Annotated in this window: 24 protein-coding genes; 15 read left to right on the top strand and 9 right to left on the bottom strand. The window is 65.3% G+C overall.

Features of this window, described 5'->3' with window-relative positions; translation table 11 throughout:
- Positions 1–13: 13 nt before the first annotated feature.
- From BI327_RS22015 to BI327_RS21995, 5 genes are all read right to left on the bottom strand, one after another.
- The gene (locus tag BI327_RS22015) at positions 14–955 is read right to left on the bottom strand and encodes a YiiG family protein (RefSeq protein ID WP_076862835.1); all 942 of its coding nucleotides are present in this window, start codon (positions 953–955) and stop codon (positions 14–16) included.
- A 324-nt stretch (positions 956–1,279) separates the two neighbouring features.
- Positions 1,280–1,915, bottom strand: a complete 636-nt coding sequence (locus tag BI327_RS22010) for an aspartate/glutamate racemase family protein (RefSeq protein ID WP_076862834.1) — start codon at positions 1,913–1,915, stop codon at positions 1,280–1,282.
- 205 nt (positions 1,916–2,120) lie between these two features.
- On the bottom strand, positions 2,121–3,131 hold the full coding sequence (locus BI327_RS22005) for an amino acid ABC transporter substrate-binding protein (protein WP_076862833.1): 1,011 nt from the start codon (positions 3,129–3,131) through the stop codon (positions 2,121–2,123).
- Positions 3,132–3,173: 42 nt separating this feature from the next.
- The gene (locus BI327_RS22000) at positions 3,174–4,529 is read right to left on the bottom strand and encodes an aspartate aminotransferase family protein (RefSeq protein WP_076863192.1); all 1,356 of its coding nucleotides are present in this window, start codon (positions 4,527–4,529) and stop codon (positions 3,174–3,176) included.
- Positions 4,530–4,534: 5 nt separating this feature from the next.
- Positions 4,535–5,410, bottom strand: a complete 876-nt coding sequence (locus BI327_RS21995; protein ID WP_076862832.1) for a MurR/RpiR family transcriptional regulator — start codon at positions 5,408–5,410, stop codon at positions 4,535–4,537.
- A 96-nt stretch (positions 5,411–5,506) separates the two neighbouring features.
- Between BI327_RS21995 and BI327_RS21990 the strand changes: the two genes are divergently transcribed.
- From BI327_RS21990 to BI327_RS21970, 5 genes are all read left to right on the top strand, one after another.
- The gene (locus BI327_RS21990) at positions 5,507–6,694 is read left to right on the top strand and encodes an amino acid ABC transporter permease (protein WP_076862831.1); all 1,188 of its coding nucleotides are present in this window, start codon (positions 5,507–5,509) and stop codon (positions 6,692–6,694) included.
- Between the two features lies 1 nt (position 6,695).
- Complete coding sequence (locus BI327_RS21985) at positions 6,696–7,817, top strand: amino acid ABC transporter permease (RefSeq protein ID WP_076862830.1); 1,122 nt, start codon at positions 6,696–6,698, stop codon at positions 7,815–7,817.
- Between the two features lie 176 nt (positions 7,818–7,993).
- Positions 7,994–8,788 (top strand): FadR/GntR family transcriptional regulator, encoded by a 795-nt coding sequence (locus BI327_RS21980; RefSeq protein ID WP_076862829.1) that lies wholly within the window; start codon positions 7,994–7,996, stop codon positions 8,786–8,788.
- Positions 8,789–8,820: 32 nt separating this feature from the next.
- Positions 8,821–10,251, top strand: coding sequence for an amidase family protein (locus BI327_RS21975; RefSeq protein WP_076862828.1), 1,431 nt, complete (start codon positions 8,821–8,823; stop codon positions 10,249–10,251).
- A 235-nt stretch (positions 10,252–10,486) separates the two neighbouring features.
- Positions 10,487–11,707 carry an ABC transporter substrate-binding protein gene (locus BI327_RS21970; protein WP_076862827.1) on the top strand — a complete coding sequence of 407 codons (1,221 nt, stop codon included), beginning with the start codon at positions 10,487–10,489 and terminating at the stop codon, positions 11,705–11,707.
- Positions 11,708–12,571: 864 nt separating this feature from the next.
- Here the strand turns inward: BI327_RS21970 and BI327_RS42405 are convergent.
- Complete coding sequence (locus tag BI327_RS42405; protein WP_159450481.1) at positions 12,572–12,724, bottom strand: hypothetical protein; 153 nt, start codon at positions 12,722–12,724, stop codon at positions 12,572–12,574.
- A gap of 51 nt (positions 12,725–12,775) precedes the next feature.
- Here BI327_RS42405 and cnbZ point away from each other — a divergent pair, with 51 nt between their 5' ends.
- The 8 genes from cnbZ to hemC all read left to right on the top strand — a co-directional run bounded on the left by cnbZ (position 12,776) and on the right by hemC (position 20,300).
- Positions 12,776–13,528 (top strand): 2-amino-5-chloromuconate deaminase CnbZ, encoded by a 753-nt coding sequence (gene cnbZ / locus BI327_RS21965; protein ID WP_076862826.1) that lies wholly within the window; start codon positions 12,776–12,778, stop codon positions 13,526–13,528.
- Positions 13,529–13,652: 124 nt separating this feature from the next.
- Positions 13,653–15,245, top strand: a complete 1,593-nt coding sequence (locus BI327_RS21960) for an NAD(P)/FAD-dependent oxidoreductase (RefSeq protein WP_076862825.1) — start codon at positions 13,653–13,655, stop codon at positions 15,243–15,245.
- Complete coding sequence (locus tag BI327_RS21955; RefSeq protein ID WP_076862824.1) at positions 15,245–15,652, top strand: c-type cytochrome; 408 nt, start codon at positions 15,245–15,247, stop codon at positions 15,650–15,652. Before BI327_RS21960 ends, BI327_RS21955 begins: the two co-directional genes overlap by 1 nt.
- 84 nt (positions 15,653–15,736) lie before the next feature.
- Positions 15,737–16,237, top strand: a complete 501-nt coding sequence (locus tag BI327_RS21950) for a Rid family hydrolase (RefSeq protein ID WP_076862823.1) — start codon at positions 15,737–15,739, stop codon at positions 16,235–16,237.
- 130 nt (positions 16,238–16,367) lie between these two features.
- Positions 16,368–17,789, top strand: coding sequence for a M20/M25/M40 family metallo-hydrolase (locus BI327_RS21945; RefSeq protein WP_076863190.1), 1,422 nt, complete (start codon positions 16,368–16,370; stop codon positions 17,787–17,789).
- A complete protein-coding gene (locus BI327_RS21940; protein ID WP_076862822.1) occupies positions 17,789–18,607 on the top strand; it encodes an aspartate dehydrogenase in 819 nt (272 codons plus the stop codon). The genes BI327_RS21945 and BI327_RS21940 overlap by 1 nt, the downstream gene beginning before the upstream one ends.
- On the top strand, positions 18,607–19,227 hold the full coding sequence (pncA, locus tag BI327_RS21935; protein ID WP_076862821.1) for a bifunctional nicotinamidase/pyrazinamidase: 621 nt from the start codon (positions 18,607–18,609) through the stop codon (positions 19,225–19,227). The genes BI327_RS21940 and pncA overlap by 1 nt, the downstream gene beginning before the upstream one ends.
- A 65-nt stretch (positions 19,228–19,292) precedes the next feature.
- The gene (gene hemC, locus BI327_RS21930) at positions 19,293–20,300 is read left to right on the top strand and encodes a hydroxymethylbilane synthase (RefSeq protein ID WP_076862820.1); all 1,008 of its coding nucleotides are present in this window, start codon (positions 19,293–19,295) and stop codon (positions 20,298–20,300) included.
- A gap of 9 nt (positions 20,301–20,309) precedes the next feature.
- Here hemC and BI327_RS21925 read toward each other — a convergent pair whose 3' ends face one another.
- The 3 genes from BI327_RS21925 to BI327_RS21915 are packed head-to-tail and all read right to left on the bottom strand — an operon-like array spanning position 20,310 to position 22,843.
- Positions 20,310–20,999, bottom strand: coding sequence for a DUF1045 domain-containing protein (locus tag BI327_RS21925; protein WP_076862819.1), 690 nt, complete (start codon positions 20,997–20,999; stop codon positions 20,310–20,312).
- 9 nt (positions 21,000–21,008) lie between these two features.
- Entirely contained in the window at positions 21,009–22,181 is a 1,173-nt protein-coding gene (locus tag BI327_RS21920) for an alpha-D-ribose 1-methylphosphonate 5-triphosphate diphosphatase (protein ID WP_076862818.1), read from the bottom strand.
- On the bottom strand, positions 22,178–22,843 hold the full coding sequence (locus tag BI327_RS21915) for a chloramphenicol acetyltransferase (protein WP_076862817.1): 666 nt from the start codon (positions 22,841–22,843) through the stop codon (positions 22,178–22,180). The genes BI327_RS21920 and BI327_RS21915 overlap by 4 nt, the downstream gene beginning before the upstream one ends.
- A 200-nt stretch (positions 22,844–23,043) precedes the next feature.
- Between BI327_RS21915 and phnC the strand changes: the two genes are divergently transcribed.
- Complete coding sequence (gene phnC, locus BI327_RS21910; protein WP_076862816.1) at positions 23,044–23,859, top strand: phosphonate ABC transporter ATP-binding protein; 816 nt, start codon at positions 23,044–23,046, stop codon at positions 23,857–23,859.
- 78 nt (positions 23,860–23,937) lie between these two features.
- Positions 23,938–24,867: a phosphonate ABC transporter substrate-binding protein gene (phnD, locus tag BI327_RS21905; protein WP_076862815.1), complete on the top strand. Its 930-nt coding sequence runs from the start codon at positions 23,938–23,940 to the stop codon at positions 24,865–24,867.
- Positions 24,868–24,918: the final 51 nt, after the last annotated feature.

Genomic DNA, 24,918 nt, shown 5'->3' with positions numbered 1-24,918 from the left:
GTGGCGCGGCCACTCAAATGCGGGCGCCGCGGTTGTAGCCGTCGACCAGCTGATTGTAGTCGCGCATCAGCCGGGCCGGGGATCCTTCCACCATCCAGCCGGCGCCGGCATTGCTCAGCATCATCTTCTCACCCGAGCTGTAGGGCACCTTGTCGCGAACGCGGCGCATCAGCTGCTTCGCCGTGGTGAGGAATGACTTGGCGCTGCCGATGAACATCGAGCCGAGCTTGACGTCGCCGTCCTTGCCCGAGGCGTCCTCGGCTGCCTTCACCGTCGCCTCATACTCGTTAAGCGCCTGGGTGACCGCGTCGAGGTCCGGTTTGTCGGCCTGCTGCGCGCGAAGCACGCGCTTGGCCTGGATCATCAGCGCCTCGACATAGTAGTGCGACTTGCGGCCTTCGCTCGCCTCGATCGCGGCCAGCTGCTCGGCGGCGCGTTTGTCATTGATCGCCTCGACGCCGGCGCGCAGCGCCTTGTCGGCGCCGGCAAACGCATCCCATGCCGCGACCAGGCGCGGATGCAGCGCCTTGCCCTTGGCCATCTTGTCGTCCTTGTAATTCTCCTGCGAATAGTAGTCGTCCGCCTCCTTCAACAGCGGTTCGAGCGTGGTGACGGCCGCGACATAGGCATTCGCCGCGGCTTCAAGCCCGGCATCGTGCGGGTCCGCCGCATTGGCGGCTGCGACGCTCGTCTTGCAGTCGGAGGTGTCGTAGATCGTGTAGGTGCCGTAGATGATCCGCTCCTTGCCGGTCGGACCGCTCTTGGCGGCCCAGGAAAAGTAGCGTTCGCGGGATTCGTACGATCGCGCCGAGAGACGGTTGATGCACCCGACATAGGCGTTCATCTTCTGCGTCAGTTGTGCGCTTGCGGATGACGCAGGCGGGGCCTGCTGAGCTGCGGCCGGTTCGAGAACAGCAGTGAGCGCTGCAACCACAAGGAATGCCGTATTTCGCATCGGGATTTTGCCCTCATCTCAGCCGGAAGTTGGCCGCCTCAGCATGAAGATTATGTGACGCAGAACGTGACGTCACACGAGCCTCCGCGGAGGCTGCGCGGCACACTATCGATCAACTTGATTGTCGGCTACGGGCCAAAAGCCACTACCGCCCGAACAAGCAAAACTGTAGGGCGGATTAGCCCAACGGGTCCGCGCAGAGCGCGGCCCGATGACAGGCTCCGGCGTAATCCGCCATCAGCGTCGCGGTGGATTACGCCTTCCGCCTTCGCTCGTTGAGCGACCGAGGACGTGGTCGGCTAATCCACCCTACGCAGCGGTGTCCTAGCTAACGCCGAGCATCGCCTTCAGCTTCTTGACCGCACTGTCGGGCGTCGTCAGCACCTCGCGGCCGGTGGCGTCAGTGACGCGCTCGGCTGCGGGCGCCATGCTGTACTGCGCGAGCGCGATCAGGTCGCAGTCGCGCAGCTCCTTGGACGCCTCGACCACGATGCGATCATGCTCGGCGCGGTCGCCGCGATCGAGCGCGGCCAGCGCGCCTTTGGCGAGCTTCGGCACCAGCGTCACGGACGACGGAAATTCCGGCGGCATCGACACCAGCGTCGGCGGGAAGGTCGAGAGCAGGCCGATCCGTTTTCCCTTCGCCACCGCCTGTTCGATCATCGCCTCGTTCGGCTTCAAGACCGGCATCGGCGCGTGCGCGCGCGCCACCGCCTCGATGCAGGGCCCGAACGCCGAGCAGGTGAACAGAATGCCGTCGGCGCCGGTGCTTGCCGCATAGCGGCCCATGGTCAGGAAGCGCTCGGTGATGCGCTCGGTGAGCTTGCCGTCGCGCGCGAGATCGGCCGAGAGACTGTCGTCGAGCAGGTTCATCAGCCGCGCCTCCGGCCACAGCCGTGCGAACGAGGCCTCGATTGGCACGATCGAGTGCTTGAGGGCGTGAATGAGCGTGATGCGCATGATCGCTGTTTCTTCTCCCTCTCCCCGCTGTTCGCGGGGAGAGGTTGGGTGAGGGGCTCTCTCCCCGCGAGCGGGGCGAGATTTTAAATCTATCAACTCGTCATTACGAGGAGCGATAGCGACGAAGCAATCCATCTCTATGCCTGCGGCGCGATGGATTGCTTCGCTTCGCTCGCAATGACGGGACAGATGGATTTTCAGGTCATCACTTGAACGGGATCGCGTACATCAAGCCGCCCTTGCTCCAGGTGGCGTTGAGGCCGCGCTCGAGTTTCAGGGGGCTCGCCTTGCCGACATTGCGCTCGAAGATCTCGCCGTAATTGCCGCCGGCCTTGATCGCTCCGACCAGCCATTTGTTGTCGAGGCCGAGCCGCGAGCCGAGATCGCCGGATGCGCCGAGCAGGCGCTGGATCGCCGGGACCTGCGACTTCGTCATCTCGTCGACATTGGCCTGGGTGACGCCGAGCTCTTCGGCTTCGACCAGGCCGTAATGCAGCCAGGTGATGATGTCGCTCCAGACCTCGTCGCCGTTGCGGGTGAACGGGCCGAGCGGTTCCTTGCTGATGGTCTGCGGCAGCACGACGTAGTCGTCGGCCTTTGGTGCGGCGGTCGCGACTGCGCCGGCGAGTGCGGAAGCGTCTTGCGTCATGGCATCGCAGCGGCCGCCGAAGAAGGTCTGGTACATGGTGTCGGGGCGATCGAACACCAAAGGCTTCCAGTCGATGCCGTTGGCGCGGCCGTAATCGCCGAGCGTCACCTCATGCGTGGTGCCCTGCGCGACGCAGACGGTGGCGCCCTTGAGATCCTTCAGCTCCTTCACGCCGAGGTCCTTCTTCACCACAAAACCCTGGCCGTCGTAGAAATTGACCGGGCCCTGGCGCAGGCCGAGCGTGGTGCCGCGCAGATATGTTTGCGTCGAGTTGCGGTAGAGCACGTCGATCTCACCCGATTGCAGCGCGGTGAAGCGGTTCTGCGCGGTCAGCGCGACATAGCGCACCTTGGCGGGGTCGCCGAGGATGCCGGCGGCGAGCGCGCGGCAATAGTCGACGTCGAGGCCCTTGAAGTTTCCCTGCGAGTCCGGCGCCGAGAAGCCGGCAAAACCGGTCGAGACGCCGCACACCAGCGTGCCGCGCTGCTTGACGGTGTCGAGCGTCGCCGCGCTTGCGGTCGAGAGCCCTGCGACGAGCAGGCTCGCCGCGATCAATACCTTCCTCATTTTGTCCTCCTCCGTTCCTGTTTCAGCATGATCCTCTCCGGATCACGCTCCGTGACCGATGTCCTTCAACGCGCTGTCTACCGCAGCGCCTAGTCTTTCGACGATCATGTCGATGTCGCTGGAAGTTGCGATATAGGGCGGGGCGAGCAGCACATGGTCGCCGCGCTGTCCGTCGGCGGTGCCGCCCGACGGATAACAGCCGAGGCCGCCGGCGAACGCCGCGGACTTGATCCGCTGATGCAATTTCAGCTTGGGATCGAACGACTGCCGCGTGCCGCGGTCGGCGACCAGCTCGATGCCCCAGAACAGGCCGCGGCCGCGGATGTCGCCGACATGGCGGTGATTGCCGAAGCGTTCGATCAGCCGCTGCTCGAGCTGTCTGCCGCGCTCCTTGACCTGGTCGAGCAGCTTCTCTTCTGCGATCGTCTTCTGCACCTCGAGCGCAGCGGCGCAGGCGAGCGGATGCGCCAGATATGTGTGGCCGTGCTGGAACGCGCCGGAGCCGTTGCGCACGGTGTCGACGATGCTGCCGTTCGCGAGCATCGCGCCGATCGGCTGATAACCGCCGCCGAGACCCTTGGCGATCGCCTGGATGTCGGGCGAGATGCCTTCCTGCTCCCACGCATGCAGCGTGCCGGTGCGGCCCATGCCGCACATCACCTCGTCGAGGATCAGAAGCGCGCCGTGGCGGTTGCAGATCTCGCGCACCGCCTTGAAGTAACCTTCCGGTGCCGGCACGCAGCCGGCAGTGGCACCGACCACGGGCTCGGCGATGAAGGCCGCGACGTTCTCGGGGCCGAGCCGCTGGAATTCGGCCTCGAGCTCGGCGGCAAGCCGGGCCACGAACGCGGCCTCGGATTCATCGTCGCGCTTCTCGTGATAGGCGAAGGCGGGGGTGACGTGGCTGAACGACGGCGACAGCAGCGGCGCGTAGGGCTCGCGGCGCCAGGCATTGCCGCCGGCCGACAGCGCGCCGAGCGTATTGCCGTGATAGCTCTGGCGGCGCGCGATGAAGCGTGCGCGCTTCGGCTCGCCGCGCTCGATGAAATATTGCCGCGCCAGCTTGATCGAGGCCTCGATCGCCTCCGAGCCGCCGCTGACGAAGTAGACATAACCGAGCCCGCCGGGCTCGTGACCAACCAGCCGCTCGGCGAGCTCTTCCGCAGGCTCCGATGAGAAGAAGCTGGTGTGCGCGTAGGCAAGCCTTGAGGCCTGCTTGGCGATCGCGGCAAGAATCCGCGGATGCTGATGGCCGAGGCAGGACACCGCGGCGCCGCCGGAGGAATCCAGAATGCGGTGGCCGTCCTCCCCGATCAACCAGACGCCTTCGCCGCCAACCGCCTTCGGCGGGGTCTCGCGCAGGCTGCGATGCATCACGCGGCTCTTGTTGGCGGCCATGACGGTCATCCTTTCTCGACAGTGTATTGCGACATCTTGGCAAGCCTGGCCTCGGTCTCCTCCAGCTTGCGTTTTGCGCCCGCGCCGCCCAGCGTGAAGGCGACGGCGGCGAGCGACTGCGCGACGGCGATCGCGCCGGTGAGGCTCGGGAAGAAGCCGGGCGAGGAGGCGGCCTCGAACAGCAGCAGGTGATCGGCGCCCTCGGCCATCGGCGCTGCGATCGTGTCGGCGATCGCGATCAGCGTCGCGCGCGCCTGATGCGCCGCGCGGGCCGTCTCGACGCTGACCAGCGTGTAGGGCGCAAAGCCGATCACGACCACGGCGTCCTCAGTGCGGAAGGCGCCGTGGTCGAGATCGAACGGGCCGGAACCGCCGACCAGCTGCACGGCGTCGGGCCGGAACAGGCGAAGCTGATAGGTCAGCAGTTCCGCGACGCTGCGGCAGCTGCGAAAGCCGGTGATCCAGATCCGGTTTGCCGTGTGCAGCGCACGCGCCGCATCCGCGATCGCATTCGCGGAAATCCGCGCAAGGCCCGCGGCTTCCGCCTCGAGCTTGTCATGCACCAGTTTGACATCGGCATTCGGCCCGCCGCGGCGGCTTTTGGCACGGCCGGAGAACGGCGAGCCCTGTGCCGGCCGTCGCGCCTCGGTGAGCGCGGCGCGCAATTCATCCCAGCCGGAATAGCCGAGCGCTTTTGCCAGACGGGTAAAGGAGGCAGGATCGGCGCCCGCGACGGAGGCAAGCTCGCGCATCGAGCGCGTGGTGGCGTCGTAATCATTGGCTGCGACAAACCGGCCGACCTCCTGCAAGCGCATTGGCAGCGACGGCAATGCGCTGCACAATTCGTTCAGGGGCGATGGTTTCGGCTGAGCCTGGGCCATGAAACATATGTTGCACAATTATCAATTTGGTGCAACATATGACGCGCGCATAAGAGCGCATGGCAGAAGATCGCTTCTCACCGGGATCCTTGTGCTGTGACGACATCGACGCCGAAACGCCCTCCCGCCCGGCCGTGGCGGCTTTCGCTCAGCGATCCCCGCGTCGCGGGCCTGTTCTGGCAGATCCTCGTGGTCGGCATCGCGGTCGCCGTCGTCGCCTTCCTGTGGTCGAACGCGGTCCATAATCTCTCGGTGCGGCGCATCTCGACCGGCTTTGCCTTCCTCGGCCGGGAGGCCGGCATGCCGATCGCCGACAGCTGGATCGACTACACGCCGAAGAACACCTATCTGCGCGCCTTCATCGTCGGCATCGTCAACACGCTGCGCGTCGCCGTGATCGGGATCGTGCTGGCGACCGTGATCGGCACGCTGGTCGGCATCGCGCGGCTGTCGTCGAACTGGCTGCTGGCGCGGCTCGCCGCTGTCTATGTCGAGGTGCTGCGCGACCTGCCGCTGCTGTTGCAGCTATTGTTCTGGTACGTGCTGATGCAGGGCCTGCCGGCGGCGCGCCAGGCCTGGAAGCCGGTTGAGGGCGTCTATCTCTCCAATCGCGGCCTGATCCTGCCGTCGGTCCCGCTGAGCGAGGCCAATTGGTGGACCATCCTCGCTGTGATCGCCGGCCTGATCGTTTTCCACTTCGTCAGGCGCCGCCTGATCGCGCAGCAAATGCTCGACGGCCGCGCGCGGCCGGCGTGGCCATATGCGCTCGGCCTCGTCGTCGCGCTGCCCGCGCTGGTGTCGTGGCTCGCGGGCGCAAGCTGGAGCATCACGCTGCCCGAGCTGCGCGGCTTCAACTTCGTCGGCGGGCTGACCCTGGCGCCCGAATATTTCGCGCTGCTGATCGCGCTCGTCACCTATACCTCGGCCTTTATTGCGGAAATCGTGCGCAGCGGCATCCAGGCGGTGCCGCGCGGCCAGTCGGAGGCCGCCAAGGCGCTCGGGCTGAAGCGCGGCTTCGTGCTGCAACACATCGTGCTGCCGCAGGCGCTGCGCGTCATCATCCCGCCGATGACCAGCCAGTATCTCAATCTGACGAAAAACTCGTCGCTCGCGGTCGCGGTCGGCTACCAGGACATCGTCTCGGTCGCCAACACCACGCTGAACCAGACCGGGCAGGCGATCGAGTCGATCGCGCTGATCATGATGGTGTTCCTCACCATCAGCCTCGGCATCAGCCTGTTCATGAACTGGTACAATGCGCGGATCGCGCTGGTGGAGCGCTGACATGAGCTCGGTCGCCCACCTTCCGCAGGATCCGTTGCCGATCGGCCCGCGGCCCGCACCCCGGGCACTCGGCGGTCATTTCACCGCGTGGCTGCGTGCCAATTTGTTCGCCTCGATACCCTCGAGCATCATGACGCTGCTGCTGTTGTTCGTGCTCGGCAAGGCCTGTATCGCGTTCTGGCAATGGGGCATTGCCAATGCGGTCTGGATCGTCTCCGGCAACGACACCTCTGCCTGCCGCGCACTGCGCGGCGCCGGCGCCTGCTGGGCGGTCGTTCCCGAGAAGTACCGCTTCATCCTGTTCGGCACCTATCCGTTCGACGAGCAGTGGCGGCCGGCGCTTGCGGTGGTGATCTTCATCGCGCTGTTCGCGGTCTCGAGCCGCCGCAGCTTCTGGCGCAAGGAGCTGTTCCTGCTGTGGGCCGCGGCCCTGGCCGTGATCGGCTGCCTGATGTGGGGCGGATTCCTTGGCCTGTCCTTTGTCACGCAGGACCGCTGGGGCGGCCTGCCGGTGACGCTGATCCTCGCGACCTTTGGCTTGGCGTTCGGCTTCCCGCTCGGCATCCTGGTCGCACTCGGCCGCCGCTCGAAGCTGCCGGCGATCCGTTCGCTCTGCGTGCTCTATGTCGAGCTGATCCGCGGCGTGCCGCTGATCAGCCTGCTGTTCATGGCGAGCGTGATGTTCCCGCTGTTCATGCCCGACGGCGTCAACATCGACAAACTGCTGCGCGCGCAGATCGCCTTCATCCTCTATGCCGGCGCCTATCTCGCCGAAGTCGTGCGCGGCGGCTTGCAGGCGGTGCCGCGCGGACAATATGAGGCGGCCGATGCGCTCGGCCTGTCGTACTGGGAGAAGCACGCGCTGATCGTGCTGCCGCAGGCGATCCGCCACGTGATCCCGCCGCTCGTCAACACCTTCATCGCCTTCTTCAAGGACACCAGCCTGGTCCTGATCATCGGCATCTTCGATCTCTTGACCACAGCCAAGACCGCGATCGTCGATCCGGCCTGGCAGTCCTTCAGCGTCGAGGTCTACGTCTTCGTCGGCGTGATCTACTTCATGTTTTGCTTTGCGATGTCGCGCTACAGCCGTAGCCTCGAAGCGCAGCGTACGCACAACTGAGCGAAGCCGAACTTCTCCTCCAAGTTCCCAACAATGCATTCGTCATGCCCGGGCTTGTCCCGGGCATCCACGTCTTGGTCGGTTGATAAAGAGAGGCGTGGATGGCCGGGACGAGCCCGGCCATGACGGCATGCGCCCCCTTGCCAAGCCATCTCGATCCTATTTATGATCATAAAATGGATAAATCGGCCCTTCCATCCCTGGACCCGTCGCGCCGCGCCGCGATCAAGCGCAAGCGCTCGGACGCGGTCGCCGACCTGATCCGCAGCCACATCTTCCAGGCCGGCTTGCAGCCGAACGACCGGCTGCCGCAGGAGAGCGAACTGATCGCGATGTTCGGCTGCAGCCGCTCGACCATCCGCGAGGCGCTGAAATCGCTGGAAGTGCAGGGGCTGGTGCAGAACACCACCGGGCCCGGCGGCGGCGCGCGGGTGGCGCCGGTGTCGATCAACCGGATCGTCGGCCTGCTCAGCAATTACTTCTATTTTCAATCGGTCAGCATTGCGCAGATCTACCAGATCCGCCGCCTGATCGAGCCGGAGCTCGCCTTCAGCGTGGTCGGTCACCTCACGCCGGCGCATTTTGCCGCGCTCGACAGGGCGATTGCAGTCCAGGAGCATCATCCCGGCGGACTTACGGACTGGGAGCATCACCGCCACGCGGAGATCGATTTCCACGACATCCTGATCGAGGCCTGCCCCAATGCGCTGCTCGGCCTGGTGTGCCGCTTCATCAACGAGGCGATCCGGCATCTGATCGGCCAACTCGGCACGGAGCAAATCCCGTCGAGCTTCACCTGCGACAACATCGAGTTTCACAAGCGCCTGATGGCTGCGTTTCGTTCCGGCAATGCGGCGCGCGCCCGCCGCGTGATGCTCGATCATGTGCTGAGCGCCGAGGCCGTGGTCGTTCCTCCGGAAGACCGGCGTATCGATCAGCACGTGTTTTACCAGCCGCTGCGGCTCGACTGAACCAACCAAGCAAGAAACAACCGGAGGAAGACATGACGAATGCACCGATCTGGCAATGGTCCGCCGTGGAGACGGCTGCGGCGATCAGGAATGGCGAGGCGACCTCGGAGCAGGTGGTGCGCGCGCATCTCGATCGCAAGCGGGAGGCCAACCCGGCGCTGAACGCCGTCGTCGTCGATCTCGGCGACGCCGCGATGAAGGCCGCCAAGGCTGCGGACGAGGCGCTGGCTGCCAGCAAGCGCGGCGGCGGCGCCGTCGGACCGCTGCACGGCGTGCCTGTCACGATCAAGATCAACATCGACGTCGAGGGCCAGGCCAATTCGAACGGCGTGGTCGCCTTCAAGGACAATATCGCACCGGGCGACTCGCCGGTGACGGCCAATCTCAAGAAGGCCGGCGCCATCATCATCGGCCTGACCAACACGCCGGAATTCTCGCTGCGCGGCTTCACTGACAATCCGCTGCACGGCCTGACGCGCAATCCCTGGAACGCCGAGGTCACCTGCGGCGGCTCGTCGGGCGGCGCCGGCGCGTCGATCGCGGCCGGCATCGGCACCATCGCGCATGGCAACGACATCGGCGGCTCGCTGCGCTGGCCGGCGCATTGCAACGGCATCGCCACTATCAAGCCGACCCAGGGCCGCATTCCGGCGTTCAATCCCTCGGCCACGGCAGAGCGGCCGCTGATGGCACAATTCATGTCGTCGCAAGGACCCCTGGCACGCCACGTTGCCGACGTCCGGCTCGGCCTCGAGGTGATGGCGCAGCGCGACCCGCGCGATCCCTGGTACGTGCCGGCGCCGCTCACGGGTCCGAAGCCTGCCGCGCCGATCAAGGTTGCGCTTGCAAAGATCCTGGAGGACATGGCGACCGATCGCGGCGTGATCGCACTCCAGCGCAAGGCGGCCGACCATTTGGCCGATGCCGGCTACGCGGTCAGCGAGGTCGAGGTCCCTGATCTCAACAAGGTCTGGCAGCTCTGGTGCGACCTGATCATGACCGAGACCCGCGTGTTGCTGCAGGACCAGATGCTGGCGACCTCCAGCGCCGACTTCCAGAAGACGTTCCACGGCTTCATCGCGCTGGCCAACCAATTGGACCAGGCCGGCTACATGAAGGCGATCGCCGAGCGCTCGCGCCACATCAGGAACTGGATGGCCTTCCTCGAGCAATATCCGCTGGTGCTGATGCCGACCACGGTGCGCAAGACGCCGGAGGTCAACGCCGATCTCGGCGGCGACCAGCGCGTCAAGGAGTTGTTCTGGAACGACCTGCGCTTCATTTCATCGATGAACGTGCTGGGTCTGCCGGCGGCCGTGGTGCCGGTCGGCCTGCACGAGGGATTGCCGGTCGGCGTCCAGATCGTCGGCTCGCGCTATCGCGAGGACATGTGCCTCGATGCCGCCGAGGCGATCGAGCGCAAGGCCGGCATTTTGACAAGGCAGTTGTGGGAGCGCCGCTGAGGCGATCCCGACGCGGCAACGCATCATCCAATCGTATGATCCAGGGCACGCCGCGGCGAAATCTCGTCGCGGCGTTCGCATGATCGGTGAGGCGTGAATGTCGGCGCCTCGGTTGTGTTCCTTCTCATGGAATTTCCGGGCTGAATCGCAGAGCGCCATGCTGACGCGCGGGGTTGTCGGCAATCCCTGATTCCTTCAGGAGATCGTCCGAACCATCCGAACCTCTGGGAAAGAAATGTCCATCACGAAACGCTCGCATCTCCTGATCGCAATTGCTGCCGCGTGTCTCTCCTTTGCTGCCGGTGCGGCCCGCGCGGAGGATGGCGTGCTGCGCGTCGGCATCATCACCGACATGAGCGGGCAATATTCCGACGGCAACGGTCCGGGCTCGGTGATCGCGGCACAGATGGCCGCGGAGGAAATCGGCGGCACGGTCGCCGGCCGCAAGATCGAGATCATTTCGGCGGATCACCAGAACAAGCCCGACGTGGCGACCGGCATCGTGCGCAACTGGATCGACAACAAGGGTGTCGACGTGGTCGCCGAAGGCGTCAATTCCGCGGTGGCGCTGGCGATCCAGACGGTGACGCGCGAACGCAAGAAGCTGTTCCTGATCTCGGGCTCCGGTTCGTCTGACCTCACCGGCAAGCAATGTTCGCCGACCAGCGTGCAGTGGACCTACGACACCTATGCCTCGTCGAACGCGACGGCGAAGGCGGTGGTGGCGCGCGGCGGCACGCCGTGGTTCTTCCTCACCGCGGACTACGCATTCGGCCAGGCGCTGGAGCGCGATGCGAGCAAGGCCGTGACATCGGCCGGCGGCAAGGTGCTGGGCGCCGTCCGCCATCCGTTCGACACCGCCGATTTCTCGTCCTTCCTGCTGCAGGCCCAATCCTCCGGCGCCAAGATCCTGGCGCTCGCCAATGCCGGCTCCGACTTCCGCAACGCGGTGTCGCAGGCCGACGAGTTCAACATCCGCGCCAGCATGCAGGTCGTCGCATTGCAGGTGACGCTCACGGACGTGCCGGCGCTTGGGCTCGCGCATGCGCATGATTTGCTGTTCACCGATTCCTTCTATTGGGATCGTACACCCGAGACGCGCGCCTTCGCCCAGGAGTTCTTCAAGCGGCATGGCGCGATGCCGACCGCCTACCAGGCCGGCGTCAACTCGGCGCTGCGGCACTATTTCAAGGCGGTCGCGGCGACCAACTCGGTGGATTCGGAAACCGTGATTGCGCAGATGCGCAAGACCCCGGTGAATGATTTCTTCGCCCAGAACGGCGTGGTGCGCGAGGACGGCCGCATGGTGCACGACATGTATCTGATGCGGATCAAGAAGCCGGAAGAGTCCAAGAGCAAGTGGGATCTCTACGAATATCTCGCCACGGTGCCGGGCGACCAGGCCTTCCGTCCGCTCGATGAAGGCGGCTGCCCCTACGTTGCCAAGGCGCACTGAGGCGATCGTTCTTTCGTCATTCTCTGGTGCGTACCCGGGAGCTCGCGAACCGAGAATCCGAAGCGACCGGTGAGGTGAGCACGCCTCTCCGGCTCCCTCTCCCCTTGCGGGAGAGGGTGGGGAGAGGGGTGGCCCCGGGAGTGATGACTGATGAGGGCGCTAACCGCCCAATTGCATCGCCTGCATGCCGTGACGAATTCGGAGAGAGCCTGCCGTGTGGCACCCCTCTCCCCAGCCCTCCCCCGCAAGGGGGGAGGGAGCCCTTCCGTCGGTGCGTCCCTTGCAATTGCGACGTACAGAGTGCCCGACGGGCAACTCAGCAAAAACGCGTCAAGGCCCCACGGCAAAAATATTTCGCTTTATCAGAATAGTGACTCAATGCTATTAATCCGAAGTCTCGCCCGGCACGAGGGGCGCTTCGCGGTCGTCACGAACGCGGGTCGAGATGCGGTGGACGCCGATTGCGCAACTGACGAGTGCGCATGAGGCGGACGGTGAAGTCGTGTGGTCCTGACGCCCTAATGGCAGGTGTCTCTCGAATTGCGCAGTGCGCGTTGCGGAGACGGTGACAACAAAGCCAAGTCTCGCCGGGGAGAGCACGAAGTAAGCCGTAACCCATCGCGCAGGGAAAGCCGGGTTGTTTCCGGTTACACCTGTGGTCCTATCCCCGTGCTTTCTACCTTTTGCACGGGGCCCATGGGTGCGATCGGCACCCGGCTTTCCCTGCGCCCTCTGATTTCAGAGCGGCGAAACGAAATGCAAAGCTCGGACGATTCATGTCGCGAGAACGCGAAACTGTGTCCCCACCTACAGCTGTCATCGCCCGGCTTGACCGGGCGATCCAGTACGCCGCGGCCTCTCGGGTCAATAACGACTGCCTCTGGAATACTGGATCGCCCGGTCAAGCCGGGTGATGACACCGATGTTGACGTTTTGAATCGAGAACTCCGCCGTCGTCCTGGCTTTCACCAGGACGACGGCGGTGATGAAATCGGGCCGTTCGCGTGTATCCTGCATCCCGCGACGTCATCGTGACAGCGCATCACTGTGTCCACATCAAGAGGCACCATGACCAGCACCATCGAGGCTTCCGACGGCGGCTACCGCTTCATGCCTGGCGTCAGCCAGTATTCCTGTGGCATCGCCGCGTTGCCCGGCTTTGCCATCGAGCGCGTCAGGTTCTCTGAACCGGTGCCGCTGAAAGCTAGCTTTGAAACGATCGCCGATATCATCAAGACCACCGGCCGCCCGCTGACCGCATTCGGCGCCTGCGAATTGCGTTCGCCGGCGCCGTTCACCGAGGACGGGTTCAGGGCCTTCAACGAGATCTACATCGAGACGCTGATCGCCTGGGGCGTGATGCGCGACGGCGTCAATCCGGTGGCGCGCAGCAATGTCTGTCCAAAACTCGATCCGCCCGGCGAGCCGAGCTTCCACGCCTTCTCGTACACGGTGCCGGCTGCGAAGGATGCACCGGCGAGCTTCGTCGTGGCCGGAAGCGGCGAGTCGGTCGAAGGCAAGGCCAATTATCGCGATCATACCGTCGCTCCCGGCGACACCAGTCCGGCCGGTATCCTGGCGAAGGCGAAATTCGTGCTTGGCGAGATGGAACGCCGGATGAGCGCGCTCAATGGCTCGTGGCGGGACACCACCGCGGTGCAGCTCTACACCGTGCACGACGCCTATCCGGTGCTGGAAAGCGAGCTCGGCAGCCGCGGCGTGCTGCGCAACGGCTTGACCTGGCATTTCGACCGGCCGCCGGTGGTCGGGCTCGATTTCGAGATGGATTGCCGGCGCGTGCATCGCGAGCGTGTGGTGTGATGGATCGGTCGCGTCACGCATCAAAAGCGCGTGTGGGTGCATGTGGAAGCGTGTGCCCTTTCTTGACACGGATCGCGTCAACCGTTTCCTTTCACCATCGAAACCAGTGGCTGGGTGAACGCGGGTGCAGAACGAATCTGTGATCAGGCGGCGGGATTTGCTGGCACTGATCGGGACCATCGCCGGCAGTTCGGCGATGTATCACGCGATGACGAGCCTCGGCTTCGCATCCGAGTCCGCCTACAAGGGGCCGCTCAAGCTCGCAGGCGACGTGAAGGGCGCTTCGGTGCTGATTCTCGGCGCGGGGCTTGCCGGCATGACGGCGGCACTGGAACTGCGCAAGGCCGGCTACAAGGTCCAGATCCTCGAATTCAACAGCCGCGCCGGCGGCCGCAACTGGTCGATCCGCGGCGGCGACAGCTTTACCGAGCTCGGCGGCTTCAAGCAGACCTGCCAGTTCGAGCAGGGGCTCTATCTCAATCCCGGCCCGTGGCGGATTCCCTATCATCACCGCGCGCTGCTCGATTACTGCCGCCGGCTCAATGTGACGCTGGAACCCTTCATCCAGCTCAACCACAACGCCTATCTGCACGCGACGCGTGCATTCGAGGGCAAGCCGCAGCGCTTTCGCAGCATCAAGGCGGATTTCCAGGGCGGCGTGTCGGAGTTGCTCGCCAAAGTCGCCCAGCAGGGCAAGCTCGACGAGACCGTCAGCAAGGAGGATCAGGAGATCCTGTTGCAGGCGTTGCGCGACTGGGGCGCGCTGGATCGCGACTACAAGTACAATGCCAACCTCCGCTCCGCCGATGTCCGCGGCTATGCGCGCGATCCCGGCGGCGGCCTGATGCCCGACCCGCTGCCCAGCGATCCGATCCCGCTGCAGGAGCTGTTGCGGTCGCGAATGTGGCGCTACGTGCAGAGCTTTGCGCATTACGATTTCCAGACCACCATGTTCCAGCCGGTCGGCGGCATGGACATGATCGGCAAGGCGTTCGTACGCGAGGTCGGCGATCTCATCCGCTACAACGCCAAGGTGACGCAGATCCAGCAGAGCAGCTCCGGCGTCACCGTGAGCTATGTCGATACGGCCAATTCGTCCGCGGTGCAGCAGGCGACCGCCGACTGGTGCATCTGCACCATCCCGCTGCCGATCCTGAGCCAGCTGCCGCTCGATGTCGGCGCGCCGATGAAGAGCGCGATCGATTCCTTGCCCTATGCCGCCTCGGTGAAGGTCGGGCTGCAGTTCAAGCGGCGGTTCTGGGAGGAGGACGACGCGATCTATGGCGGCATCAGCTACACCGACCTGCCGATCCGGAATATCGGCTACCCGAACTACGGCTTCAATCGCGGCGGCCGCGGCGTCCTGCTCGGCGCCTATCTGTACGAGGGCGCCAATTCCTTCGAGTTCACCGCGATGACGCCGGCCGAGCGGGTTGCCAGCGCGGTCGAATTCGGCTCCAAGATCCATCCGCAGTACAAAAGCGAATTCGAGAACGGCGTCGCGGTGGCCTGGCATCGGGTACCGTTCACGCTCGGCTGCGCCGGCGAATGGACCGAGGCCGGGCGGGCGCAGCATTACCGCAATCTCTGCCAGATCGACGGCCGCATCGCCCTGGCGGGCGAGCACGCTTCGCGGCTGCCGGCCTGGCAGGAGGGCGCGATCCTGTCCGCGCTCGATGCCATTACCCGATTGCACGAACGCGTGGTGAAGACCTGATGATGCGAACAGGAACATCTGCGATCGCCGCGCTGGCGCTGCTGTCGGCAACCGCGGCCCTTGGGCAGGATGGTGGCGCGGGCAAGCGCACCTTCTCCTCGGGCTACCGTTTCGTGGAGATGACCGGCGAGGAGCTGTTCGCCAATGTCTGCCAGGGCTGCCACATGCCGGATGCGACAGGCGCCAGCGGCGCCGGCACCTACCCGTCGCTCGCCGGGAACAAGAATCTCGAATCCGGCAGCTATCCGATCTTCCTCGTCGTCAACGGCCGCCGCGGCATGCCGGCGTTCGGCGACATGATGACCGATGGTCAAGTCGCCGCCGTTGTGAATTATTTGCGGACGCACTTCGGCAACGACTATCAGGACGCGGTGACGACCAAGGACGTCCAGGACGCCCGCCGCTGACAACGAGAAGCGTTTTCGGGCGAAGTGGGCACCGGTTCGCGCGAAGAAAACGCGTCAAAACAAGAGTGATTTGGGGAGAGTTTGATGAAGTTCATCGGGATCGCACTGGGCGCCGCGTTGTCGGCAATGGCGACCGTCGCCTGTGCCGACGTGGTCAGGCATCCGATTCCCAACTCGACATTCCCGATCGCGCAGGCCGTGACCGTCACCGGCAACACGACGACGGTCTATGTCAGCGGCCAGGTGCCGCCGGTCGCCAACAAGGACGCCGATCCGTCGAGCCCGCAGGCCTATGGCGACACCAAGACCCAGACCGTCGGCGTGCTCAACCGCATCAAGGCCATTCTGGAAGGCCAGGGGCTCGGCATGGGCGACGTCGTCAAGATGCAGGTGTTCCTGGTCTACACCACATCCGCGCCGATGGACTTCAAGGCCTTCATGGAGGGCTACACCCAGTTCTTCGGCGGCAGCCAGCCGAACCTGCCGGCGCGCTCGGTGGTCGGCGTCGCGGCTCTCGCCAATCCCGGCTTCCTGGTCGAGATCGAGGTGATCGCGGCCAAGGATGCTAATAAGGAAGCTAAATAAGGACTCCAAATAGCGTGCGCGAAAGCGCGGAGCATGCGCGCGGAAATTGAAGGGCTCGCCGTCTTGCCAAAGCGCTTGTCGCCTGTCTGAATTCATCTCCAATCAGGTGGTGGAATTCTGGGAGAGCACGATGTCGCACAAGGCCCGAAACATGGTTCGTTCGCTGCTGTTGTCGGCAGCGTGCGCTCCGATCCTGCTAGCGTCCGGCGCCGGCGCGCAGGGACTGACCGAGCAGCAGCAATTCGCCCGCGGCATCTACCAGGAATTGGTCGAGATCAACACGACCACCGCGACCGGCGATACCCAGAAGGCGGCGGAGGCGATGGGCGCGCGGCTCCGCGCGGCGGGCTTCCCCGAGAGCGACGTGCACGTGTTCTCGCCGGCGCCGCACAAGGGCAATCTGGTGGCGCGGCTGCACGGCTCCGGCGCGCGCAAGCCGATCCTTTTGGTCGCCCATATCGACGTCGTCCCCGCGCTTCGCGAGGACTGGACGGTCGATCCGTTCAAGCTCACCGAGCAGGACGGCTATTTCTACGGCCGCGGCTCGAGTGACGACAAATACATGGCGTCCGCCTTCATCACCAATCTGATCCGCTACAAGAAGGAAGGCTACAAGCCCGATCGCGACATCATCGTGGCGCTCGAGACCGACGAGGAGATCCTCGATTCCAACGCTCTCGGCATGCAGTGGCTGATCAAGAACCATCGCGACCTGATCGACGCCGAGTTCGCGCTCAACGAAGGCGGCGGCGTCGGCCTGAAGAACGGCAAGGCGATCCGCAACAGCGTGCAGACCAGCGAGAAGGTCTCGGTCGGCTACCAGCTCACGGTGAAGGATCGCGGCGGCCACTCGTCGCTGCCGCGCAAGGACAACGCGATCTATCGCCTCGCCGAAGGCCTCGTCCGGCTCTCCAACTACAGCTTCCCGATGAATCTCAACGAGACGACGCGGATCTATTTCGCCAAGACCGCCGAGACCGAGAGCAAGGAGAATGCCGACGACATCAGGGCGATCCTGGCTCCGCAGCCCGACCCGGCGGCGCTGGCGCGGCTGTCGGACAAGCCCGGCTACAATGCCCAGCTCCGCACCACCTGCGTCGCGACCATGCTGGAAGGCGGCCACGCCATCAACGCGTTGCCGCAGCTGGCGACCGCCAAGGTGAATTGCCGGATCCTGCCCGGCGAGCCGGTCGACGGCGTGCAGGCCGCGATCGAGCGCGTGCTTGCCGACAAGCAGATCGAGGTGACCCCGACCGGCAAGGCTGTGCTGAGCCCGCCGTCGCCGCTGAACGAGGAGGTGATGGGGTCGATCGAGAAGCTGTCGAAGGAGTTCTGGCCGGAGGCGGCGATCGTCCCCGTGATGAGCACCGGCGCGACCGACGGCAGCTACCTGCGCAATGCCGGGATTCCGACCTACGGCCATTCCGGGCTCGGCGCCGATGTCGATGACAACCGGAACCATGGCAAGGACGAGCGGGTGCTTGTAAAATCGTTCTACGAGGGCGAGGAGTATCTCTATCGCCTGGTCAAGATGCTCGCCGGCGGGAAATGATGGCAGACGGTAAGGCAAAGCTGCGGGTGGCGGTCGCCGGTCTCGGCGCGATCGGCACCGACGTCGTCAAGGCGCTCGATCAGGGCATCGACGGCCTGACGCTGGTTGCGGTGTCGGCAAACAGCCCGGACAAGCACCGCGGCTGGGTCGCTGAGCTCAAGTCAGCGCCGAAGCTGGTGCCGATCGAGCAGCTCGCCGACGTTGCCGACGTCGTGGTCGAGTGCGCGCCGAGCAAGGTGGTGCGCTCGATCGTGGCGCCGGTGGTGGAGCGCGGCAAGACCGCGGTCGTGCTCAGCGTCGGCGCGCTGTTGCAGAACGAGGACCTCGTCGATCTCGCGCGGGCGCATGGCGGCCAGATCATCGTGCCGACCGGCGCGCTGATCGGGCTCGATGCGGTGACTGCGGCTGCGATCGGAACCATTCATTCGGCGAGGCTGGTGACGCGGAAGCCGGTTGCGGGCCTCGTCGGCGCGCCGCATCTGGTCGAGAACAACATCGAGATCGAGGGCATCACCGAGCCGCTGCGCATCTTCGAAGGGACCGCGCGCGACGCCGCCAAGGGCTTTCCGGCTAACCTGAACGTCGCGGTGGCGCTGTCGCTCGCCGGCATCGGCCCCGACCGCACCAGGGTCGAGATCTGGGCGGACCCGACGGTGACGCGCAACACCCACCGGATCGAGGTCGATTCCGACTCCGCGCGGTTCTCGATGATGATCGAGAACATCCCGTCGGAGAACCCGAAGACCGGCCGCATCACTGCGTTGTCGGTGATCGCCTGCCTGCGCAAGCTGCGTGCGTCGCTGCGGATCGGCACCTGATGAAGATTGCGCCCGACGATCTGTTGCTGATCATCGACGTGCAGAACGATTTCTGCCCGGGCGGCGCGCTGGCGGTTGCCGACGGCGATGCCGTCGTGCCGGCGGTCAACCAGCTTGCCGGGCGCTTCGACCATATCGTGCTGACCCAGGACTGGCACCCGGCGGGCCACAGCTCGTTTGCGACCTCGCATCCGGGCGCGGCGCCGTTCTCCTCGATCACCATGCCCTATGGGCCGCAAACGCTGTGGCCGGATCATTGCATCCAGGGTACCGCGGGTGCCGCGTTTCATCCCGGCCTCGCCACCGACCGGGCCGAGCTCGTGATCCGCAAGGGGTTCCGCAGCGCGATCGATTCCTATTCGGCTTTCTTCGAGAACGACCGCAAGACGCCGACCGGGCTCGCCGGCTATTTGCGCGAGCGCGGCCTGAAGCGCGTCGTGATGGCGGGGCTCGCGACGGATTTCTGCGTGCAATATTCGGCGCTCGATGCGCGGCGGCTCGGCTTCGAGACGGTGGTCGTGCTGCCCGGTTGCCGCGCCATCGATCTCGGCGGTTCGCTTGCATCAGCCACGGCGGCGATGCGCGGCGCCGGCGTCGCGCTGGTTGAGGATATTGCCTGAGCGGGGGCGAGCTGGGGCAAAAACCGTTGTTTTAACTGGCCTTTTGTTCTAATCCCCAGCCGTTGATGACCACCAGCGGAGCTTTCGTGTCGGGACAGGTTTTGCGGATAGGGACGCGCAAGAGCGCGATGGCGCTCGCGCAGACGGACGAGGTCGCGCGGCTGCTGCGCGCCTCGGCAGGCGACCTTGCCGTCGAAATCGTCAAGTTCGAGACCCGCGGCGACCAGGACCAGACCAGCAAGCTGTTGCGGCACGGCGGCAAGGGCGGCGCCTTCGTCGCCGAGATCCGCGAAGCCATGCGCGCCGGCACGCTGCAGGCGGCGATGCATTCGCTGAAGGACGTGCCGGGCAATGAGGAGACGCCGGGGCTCGTCATCGCGGCCATGCTGCCGCGCGATGCCGCCAATGACAGCCTCGTGTTGCGCCCCGGCCTGTCGCTCGACACGATCCGCGCCGCGCGCGGCAAGGGCTTCATGATCGGCACCAATGCGGTGCGCCGCGCCGCCTATCTGCGCCGGCTGTTTCCGGAAGCGACCGTGATCCATTATCGCGGCGCCGCCGACACGCGCGTTGCCAAGCTCGATCGCGGCGACAAGCAGCGGCTGCCCGATGGCGGCGAGGTCGGGCCGGCGGATGCGCTTGTGATGGCGCGCTCCGGCCTCGAGCGCATCGGCATGACCGCGCGCATCGCGCACGATTTCTCCGTCGGCGAGATGCTGCCGGCGGTCGGCCAGGGCATCGTCGCGGTCGAATGCGTCGAGACCGACTGGGCGACGCGGGCGCGGCTTGCCGGGATCGACAATGCGCCGTCGCGGCTTGCCGCCGAGGCCGAGCGCGAGGTGCTGTGGGTGCTCAACGGCCACTGCAACTCGCCGATCGCCGGCCACGCCACGCTTGCAGGCAGCGAGATGACGCTGCGCGCTTCCGTGCTCGACGAGGCCGGCGCCGGCTTCATCGAGGTGACGCGGCGCGGACCGGCGGATCGCCCGCGCGAACTCGGCCGCGCCGTCGGCATGGAGCTGTTGGACAAGGGCGCCGCCGAGATCATCGCCCGCACAAGGGTCGACGAGTAGCGGCCGCCGTTACGCGCGCAGCGGCCAGCTTCCGATGATGCGGAATCGGGATGCGGGATCCGGCTGCTTGAACAGCGCGATGCGGTCGATTGCGAGTCGCGTGAGATCGATCGCCGCGAACCGCTCGCGCAGCTGCGCCACGATCAGGCCGCGCCGCTCGTCGCTCAGCCGCCCGGTCAGCGTCATGTGGAAGCGGAATTCCTCCATGACGTAGGGATAGCCCCATTGATCAAGATAGTCGCACTGCCGCGCGGTCAGCCGTTCGGGTTTGCGCCGGGTGCGATCCGCAGGGGTCAGTGGCGCGCGGAACGCGTCGAACTCGGTGACGCAGTCGGCGGCAAGCTGCTGCAGATCATCCGAGCGGCTGGCCGGAATCACGGCGATGAAGCCGCTGATAGCATCGACCACCGGCGCGATCACCGGGATGCGCCGCGCGCGGCCGGCGAAGGCGGCGCAGGCCTCGAGCAGCTCGATCTCGTTCCTGCCGTCGGCGAGCGCGGTCGGCGCCTTCAGCGTGGCATGGAAGCCGTATTTGCGCGGATCTTCCGTCACCTCGCGCCAGTCAGGCGCGACGCCATCGGGAAACGGCAGGTCGCTGCTATCAACCGCATCATAGCCGAGCAACCTCGAACCGAAGCGGTGCAGGGTGCTGTCCGGGGACGGCGCGTAGTAGATCGCGTAGCGCGGAGTGGAGGTCATGAGACTGGGCTACGCCGCCGCAACCGTCTTGCGCGGCGCGAGCGAATGAACGAGGCAGCTCGCGTCAGCCAGATGCACCAGCCGTCCGGCTGAGATCACGGCAACGATGCGCGGCCGCATCGGCACCTTGTCGTCGACGACGATGATGTCGGCACGGCGGCCCGCAGCGAGCACGCCGCGATCGGCGAGTCCCGCCGCGCGCGCCGGTGCCGAAGAGATCAGGTCCCAGGCCTTGGTGAGCGGCAGAATGCCGTCGGCGGCGAGGCGGAACGCAGCGAGCAATTGCGCGGGATAGTAATAGTCAGACGCCAGCACCGAGCAGAGGCCCTGCGCGATCATCTCGGATGCCTTGGTCCAGCCGGTGTGGCTGCCGCCGCGCACCACGTTCGGCGCGCCGAACACGATGAAGTCGCCGGCGGCCGCAGCATCGCGCGCGGTCTCCACATTGACCGGGAATTCGGCGATGGTGGCGCCGAGCGTGCGGAACTCCTGACGCATCGCCGGACTGTTGTCGTCGTGCGAGAGCATGCGGATGTTTGCCGCGCGCGCGGCGGCAGCCAGCCGTGCGATCGAGGCGGGCACCTCGGGACGGCGCGCGACGATCCGATCGAGCAGCTCGTTGAAGGCATCAAGCGAAAGCCCGGCGCGCTCGGCCGACTGGTTGCGCTTCGTCGGCTTGACGTTGCTGTGGTCGTTGAAGGCGAACAGGTCGATGCGGCCTTCGGTGAGCCATTGAATGATCTCGGCCTCGGCTTCGAGATTGTGGGTCTCGTGGCGCAGGTGGAAGCGGGTATCGGCGGCGAGCTGCGGCCGCAGCGCCTCGATCGCGTCGAGCAGCTTGCGCGCATTCTCCGCGCTGCGCAGGCCAGGCTCCCACGACCAGGTCGTGCCATGGAACACGGTGGTGATGCCGTTGGCGATCGCCTGCCGGTCGCTGTCGATCAACGCCACGTCGGTCGGGAAGTCGACGCCCGGGCGCGGCATCATCTGCCGCTCGAACGCATCGCCGTGCAGGTCGATGATGCCGGGCAGCACCAGGAGGCCGCTGGCGTCGATGTGGAGCGCGGCGCGACCCTGCTCGGCGTCGAGCGCACCGATGTCGCGGCCCGCGGTCCGCAGCGAGGTCTCGACCAGCGCGCCGTCAACCAGCGTGCGCCCGCCTTCAATGAAGATGTCAGTCACGATGCGGCGCTCCGTTGTTGGTTCTGTGATTGGGATACGGCCTCGGCCTCGTACTTGTCGAGGAATTCCTCGACCGCGAGCTTGCGAAAGTCGGGCAGCACACGGCGAAGTGTTTCGTGATCCCAGTCCCACCAGCCGAGCGCGATGAGGCGATCCGCTGTCGTCTCGGAGAAGCGCCGCTTCACCGGCCGCGCCGGATTACCGGCAACGATGGTGTAGGCGGGGACATCCTTGGTCACGATCGCGCCGGCGGCGATCACGGCGCCGGTTCCGACATTCCTGCCCGGCAGTAAAATCGCGCCGTGACCGATCCAGACGTCATGGCCGATATGCACGTGATGCGCACGTCGCCAGTTGAAGAACTCGGTGTCGTCGCTCTCTCCGGGAAAATATGCGCTGGCGCGGTAGGTGAAATGCGCCTGCGTCGCGCAGTGCATCGGGTGGTTGCCGGGATTGATCCGGGTCATCGCCGCGATCGAGCAGAACTTGCCGATCGACGTGTAGGTGATCTGGCTGTCGTTCACGACGTAGGAATAGTCATCCATGCTGACTTCAAGCAGGATCGTGCGCGCGCCGACCTCGGTATATTTGCCGAGCTTGCTCTCGCGAACCGACGCGGTCGGGTCGACGGTCGGCACAACCGAGAGTGATTTTCCGGCCATCAGGGCCTCCGCAATTCTTTCGCTTCTGGGGGATGCGCGCTCGTCTTCCGGATGCTTGATGACAACATCATGACGTTGCGATGACGGCAAGCGACGGTGAGGGAGGGGTGTGGACGATCGCCGCACCGCAGTGGTGCCGTCACATAACTGTAAAACGCCGGGGATAGCGATGGCCCAACGCGACGCGGTTGGAGCATTACATGCTGGTGGTGGAAGGTTTGACGTGCCGTTTCGGCACAAAAGCCGCAGTCGATAACGCATCCTTCTCGATCGCGCCGGGCAGCTTTGTCGGCGTGATCGGCCGCTCCGGTGCCGGCAAATCGACGCTGCTGCGGATGATCAACCGTCTCGCCGATCCGACCTCCGGCCGTATCCTGTTCGAAGGCACCGACGTGACCGCGCTGCGCGGCAAGGCGCTGCGGCAGTGGCGGGCGCGTTCGGCGATGATCTTCCAGCAATTCAATCTGGTCGGCCGTCTCGACGTCCTGACCAACGTGCTGATGGGACGGCTTGCGCAGATCCCGTCGTGGCGTTCGCTGGCGCAGGTCTGGCCGGAGCAGGACCGGGCGCTCGCGCTGTCAGCGCTCGAGCAGTTCGACATCGCCCAGCTCGCGGCTCAGCGGGCCGACCAGCTCTCCGGCGGTCAGCAGCAGCGCGTCGCGATTGCCCGTGCGCTGGTGCAGGAGCCCGACATCATCCTTGCCGACGAGCCGATTGCCTCGCTCGACCCGCGCAACACCAAGATCGTGATGGATGCGCTGCTGCGCATCAACAAGCATTTCGGCATCACGGTGCTGTGCAACCTGCACTCGCTCGATCTCGCGCGCACCTATTGCGATCGCCTGGTCGGCATGGCGGCGGGACGCGTGGTGTTCGACGGAGCGCCTGCGGCGCTCACCGATCATATCGCCCGAGAGCTCTATGACCTCGAGGCCAATGACGTCATCGGCGCGGCGCCGCTGCCTGCGTCCGACGGCGCAACTGCTCCGGCTCTCGGCACCGCTGCCGCGGCCTGAGCGTCGCATTACCGAAAAACAGGGCAACCGGGCATTTCTCCCGGCCAACAGGCGTAACTGCACCAAAGAGGGGTAACCATGATCACTCGTCGCATCATTCTGGCCGGCGCCGCCGCGCTGGCATTCGCAGGCTCGGCTTCGGCCGAGGACTGGAAGGCCAAGTACCCGGAGATCACCTTCGCCGTGATCCCTGCCGAAAACGGCTCCGGCGTCACCGAACGCTACGGCCCGCTCACCGAGTATCTCTCCAAGGAGCTCGGCATCAAGGTGAACCTGCGCGTCGCCAACGACTACGCGGCCGTCATCGAAGGCCAGCGCGCCGGCAACATCCACATCGGCTATTACGGCCCGGCGTCGTTCGCTCGCGCCCGTCTCACCGGCGTCAAGACCGACGCGTTCGTGATCGACGTCAATGCCGACGGTTCGAAGGGCTACTACTCGGTGTTCTACGTGCTCGCCAAGAGCCCGTACCAGAAGGTCGAAGACCTCAAGGGCAAGAACCTCGGCCTGGTCGATCCCAACTCGACTTCCGGCAACAACATGCCGCGCTTCAAGCTGAACGCGATGGGTATCGACCCGGAGACCTATTTCTCCAAGGTCGTGTTCACCGGCAGCCATGAGAACGCCGTGCTCGCGCTGGCGCAGGGCACCGTCGATGTCGCCGCCAACTGGTGGAACGCCGACGACGATTCCAACCTGACCCGCATGCTCGCCAAGAACATGGTGAAGTCGAGCGACGGCACGCCGCTGAAGAAGGAGGACTTCCGCATCATCGTGAAGTCCGACCTGATCATCAACTCGCCCTATGCCTATCTCGAGAGCCTTCCCGACGACATGAAGGCGAAGATCAAGCAGGCCTTCCTCGACATGCCGAAGAAGGATCCGGAAGCCTTCAAGAAGCTGTCCGACGGCAAAAACCTGCCGTGGCAGCCGGTCACCAATGCCGACTACGACAAGACCATCGAGCTGATCAAGTTCGTCGACGCCCTGCGCAAGAAGGCGTCCTGACCGCACATCGTCGCTGAATCGGGCCGGGTTTCGACACCCGGCCCTTTTCGT

It is taken from the genome of Bradyrhizobium mercantei, assembly GCF_001982635.1.
Taxonomy (GTDB): domain Bacteria; phylum Pseudomonadota; class Alphaproteobacteria; order Rhizobiales; family Xanthobacteraceae; genus Bradyrhizobium; species Bradyrhizobium mercantei.
This window is presented reverse-complemented; position numbering and strand designations above follow the sequence as displayed.

What these genes read in the sequence shown, in the direction of transcription:
- BI327_RS21915 (WP_076862817.1), bottom strand. Translation starts at nt 22,843, where the DNA reads ATGGCCGGAAAATCACTCTCGGTTGTGCCGACCGTCGACCCGACCGCG.
- BI327_RS21985 (WP_076862830.1), top strand. Translation starts at nt 6,696, where the DNA reads ATGAGCTCGGTCGCCCACCTTCCGCAGGATCCGTTGCCGATCGGCCCG.
- BI327_RS42405 (WP_159450481.1), bottom strand. Translation starts at nt 12,724, where the DNA reads ATGCAGGATACACGCGAACGGCCCGATTTCATCACCGCCGTCGTCCTG.
- cnbZ (WP_076862826.1), top strand. Translation starts at nt 12,776, where the DNA reads ATGACCAGCACCATCGAGGCTTCCGACGGCGGCTACCGCTTCATGCCT.
- BI327_RS21980 (WP_076862829.1), top strand. Translation starts at nt 7,994, where the DNA reads ATGGATAAATCGGCCCTTCCATCCCTGGACCCGTCGCGCCGCGCCGCG.
- phnD (WP_076862815.1), top strand. Translation starts at nt 23,938, where the DNA reads ATGATCACTCGTCGCATCATTCTGGCCGGCGCCGCCGCGCTGGCATTC.
- BI327_RS22000 (WP_076863192.1), bottom strand. Translation starts at nt 4,529, where the DNA reads ATGGCCGCCAACAAGAGCCGCGTGATGCATCGCAGCCTGCGCGAGACC.
- BI327_RS21995 (WP_076862832.1), bottom strand. Translation starts at nt 5,410, where the DNA reads ATGGCCCAGGCTCAGCCGAAACCATCGCCCCTGAACGAATTGTGCAGC.
- BI327_RS21975 (WP_076862828.1), top strand. Translation starts at nt 8,821, where the DNA reads ATGACGAATGCACCGATCTGGCAATGGTCCGCCGTGGAGACGGCTGCG.
- BI327_RS22010 (WP_076862834.1), bottom strand. Translation starts at nt 1,915, where the DNA reads ATGCGCATCACGCTCATTCACGCCCTCAAGCACTCGATCGTGCCAATC.
- BI327_RS22005 (WP_076862833.1), bottom strand. Translation starts at nt 3,131, where the DNA reads ATGAGGAAGGTATTGATCGCGGCGAGCCTGCTCGTCGCAGGGCTCTCG.
- pncA (WP_076862821.1), top strand. Translation starts at nt 18,607, where the DNA reads ATGAAGATTGCGCCCGACGATCTGTTGCTGATCATCGACGTGCAGAAC.
- hemC (WP_076862820.1), top strand. Translation starts at nt 19,293, where the DNA reads ATGACCACCAGCGGAGCTTTCGTGTCGGGACAGGTTTTGCGGATAGGG.
- BI327_RS21970 (WP_076862827.1), top strand. Translation starts at nt 10,487, where the DNA reads ATGTCCATCACGAAACGCTCGCATCTCCTGATCGCAATTGCTGCCGCG.
- BI327_RS21940 (WP_076862822.1), top strand. Translation starts at nt 17,789, where the DNA reads ATGGCAGACGGTAAGGCAAAGCTGCGGGTGGCGGTCGCCGGTCTCGGC.
- BI327_RS21955 (WP_076862824.1), top strand. Translation starts at nt 15,245, where the DNA reads ATGATGCGAACAGGAACATCTGCGATCGCCGCGCTGGCGCTGCTGTCG.
- BI327_RS21945 (WP_076863190.1), top strand. Translation starts at nt 16,368, where the DNA reads ATGTCGCACAAGGCCCGAAACATGGTTCGTTCGCTGCTGTTGTCGGCA.
- BI327_RS22015 (WP_076862835.1), bottom strand. Translation starts at nt 955, where the DNA reads ATGCGAAATACGGCATTCCTTGTGGTTGCAGCGCTCACTGCTGTTCTC.
- BI327_RS21925 (WP_076862819.1), bottom strand. Translation starts at nt 20,999, where the DNA reads ATGACCTCCACTCCGCGCTACGCGATCTACTACGCGCCGTCCCCGGAC.
- BI327_RS21950 (WP_076862823.1), top strand. Translation starts at nt 15,737, where the DNA reads ATGAAGTTCATCGGGATCGCACTGGGCGCCGCGTTGTCGGCAATGGCG.
- phnC (WP_076862816.1), top strand. Translation starts at nt 23,044, where the DNA reads ATGCTGGTGGTGGAAGGTTTGACGTGCCGTTTCGGCACAAAAGCCGCA.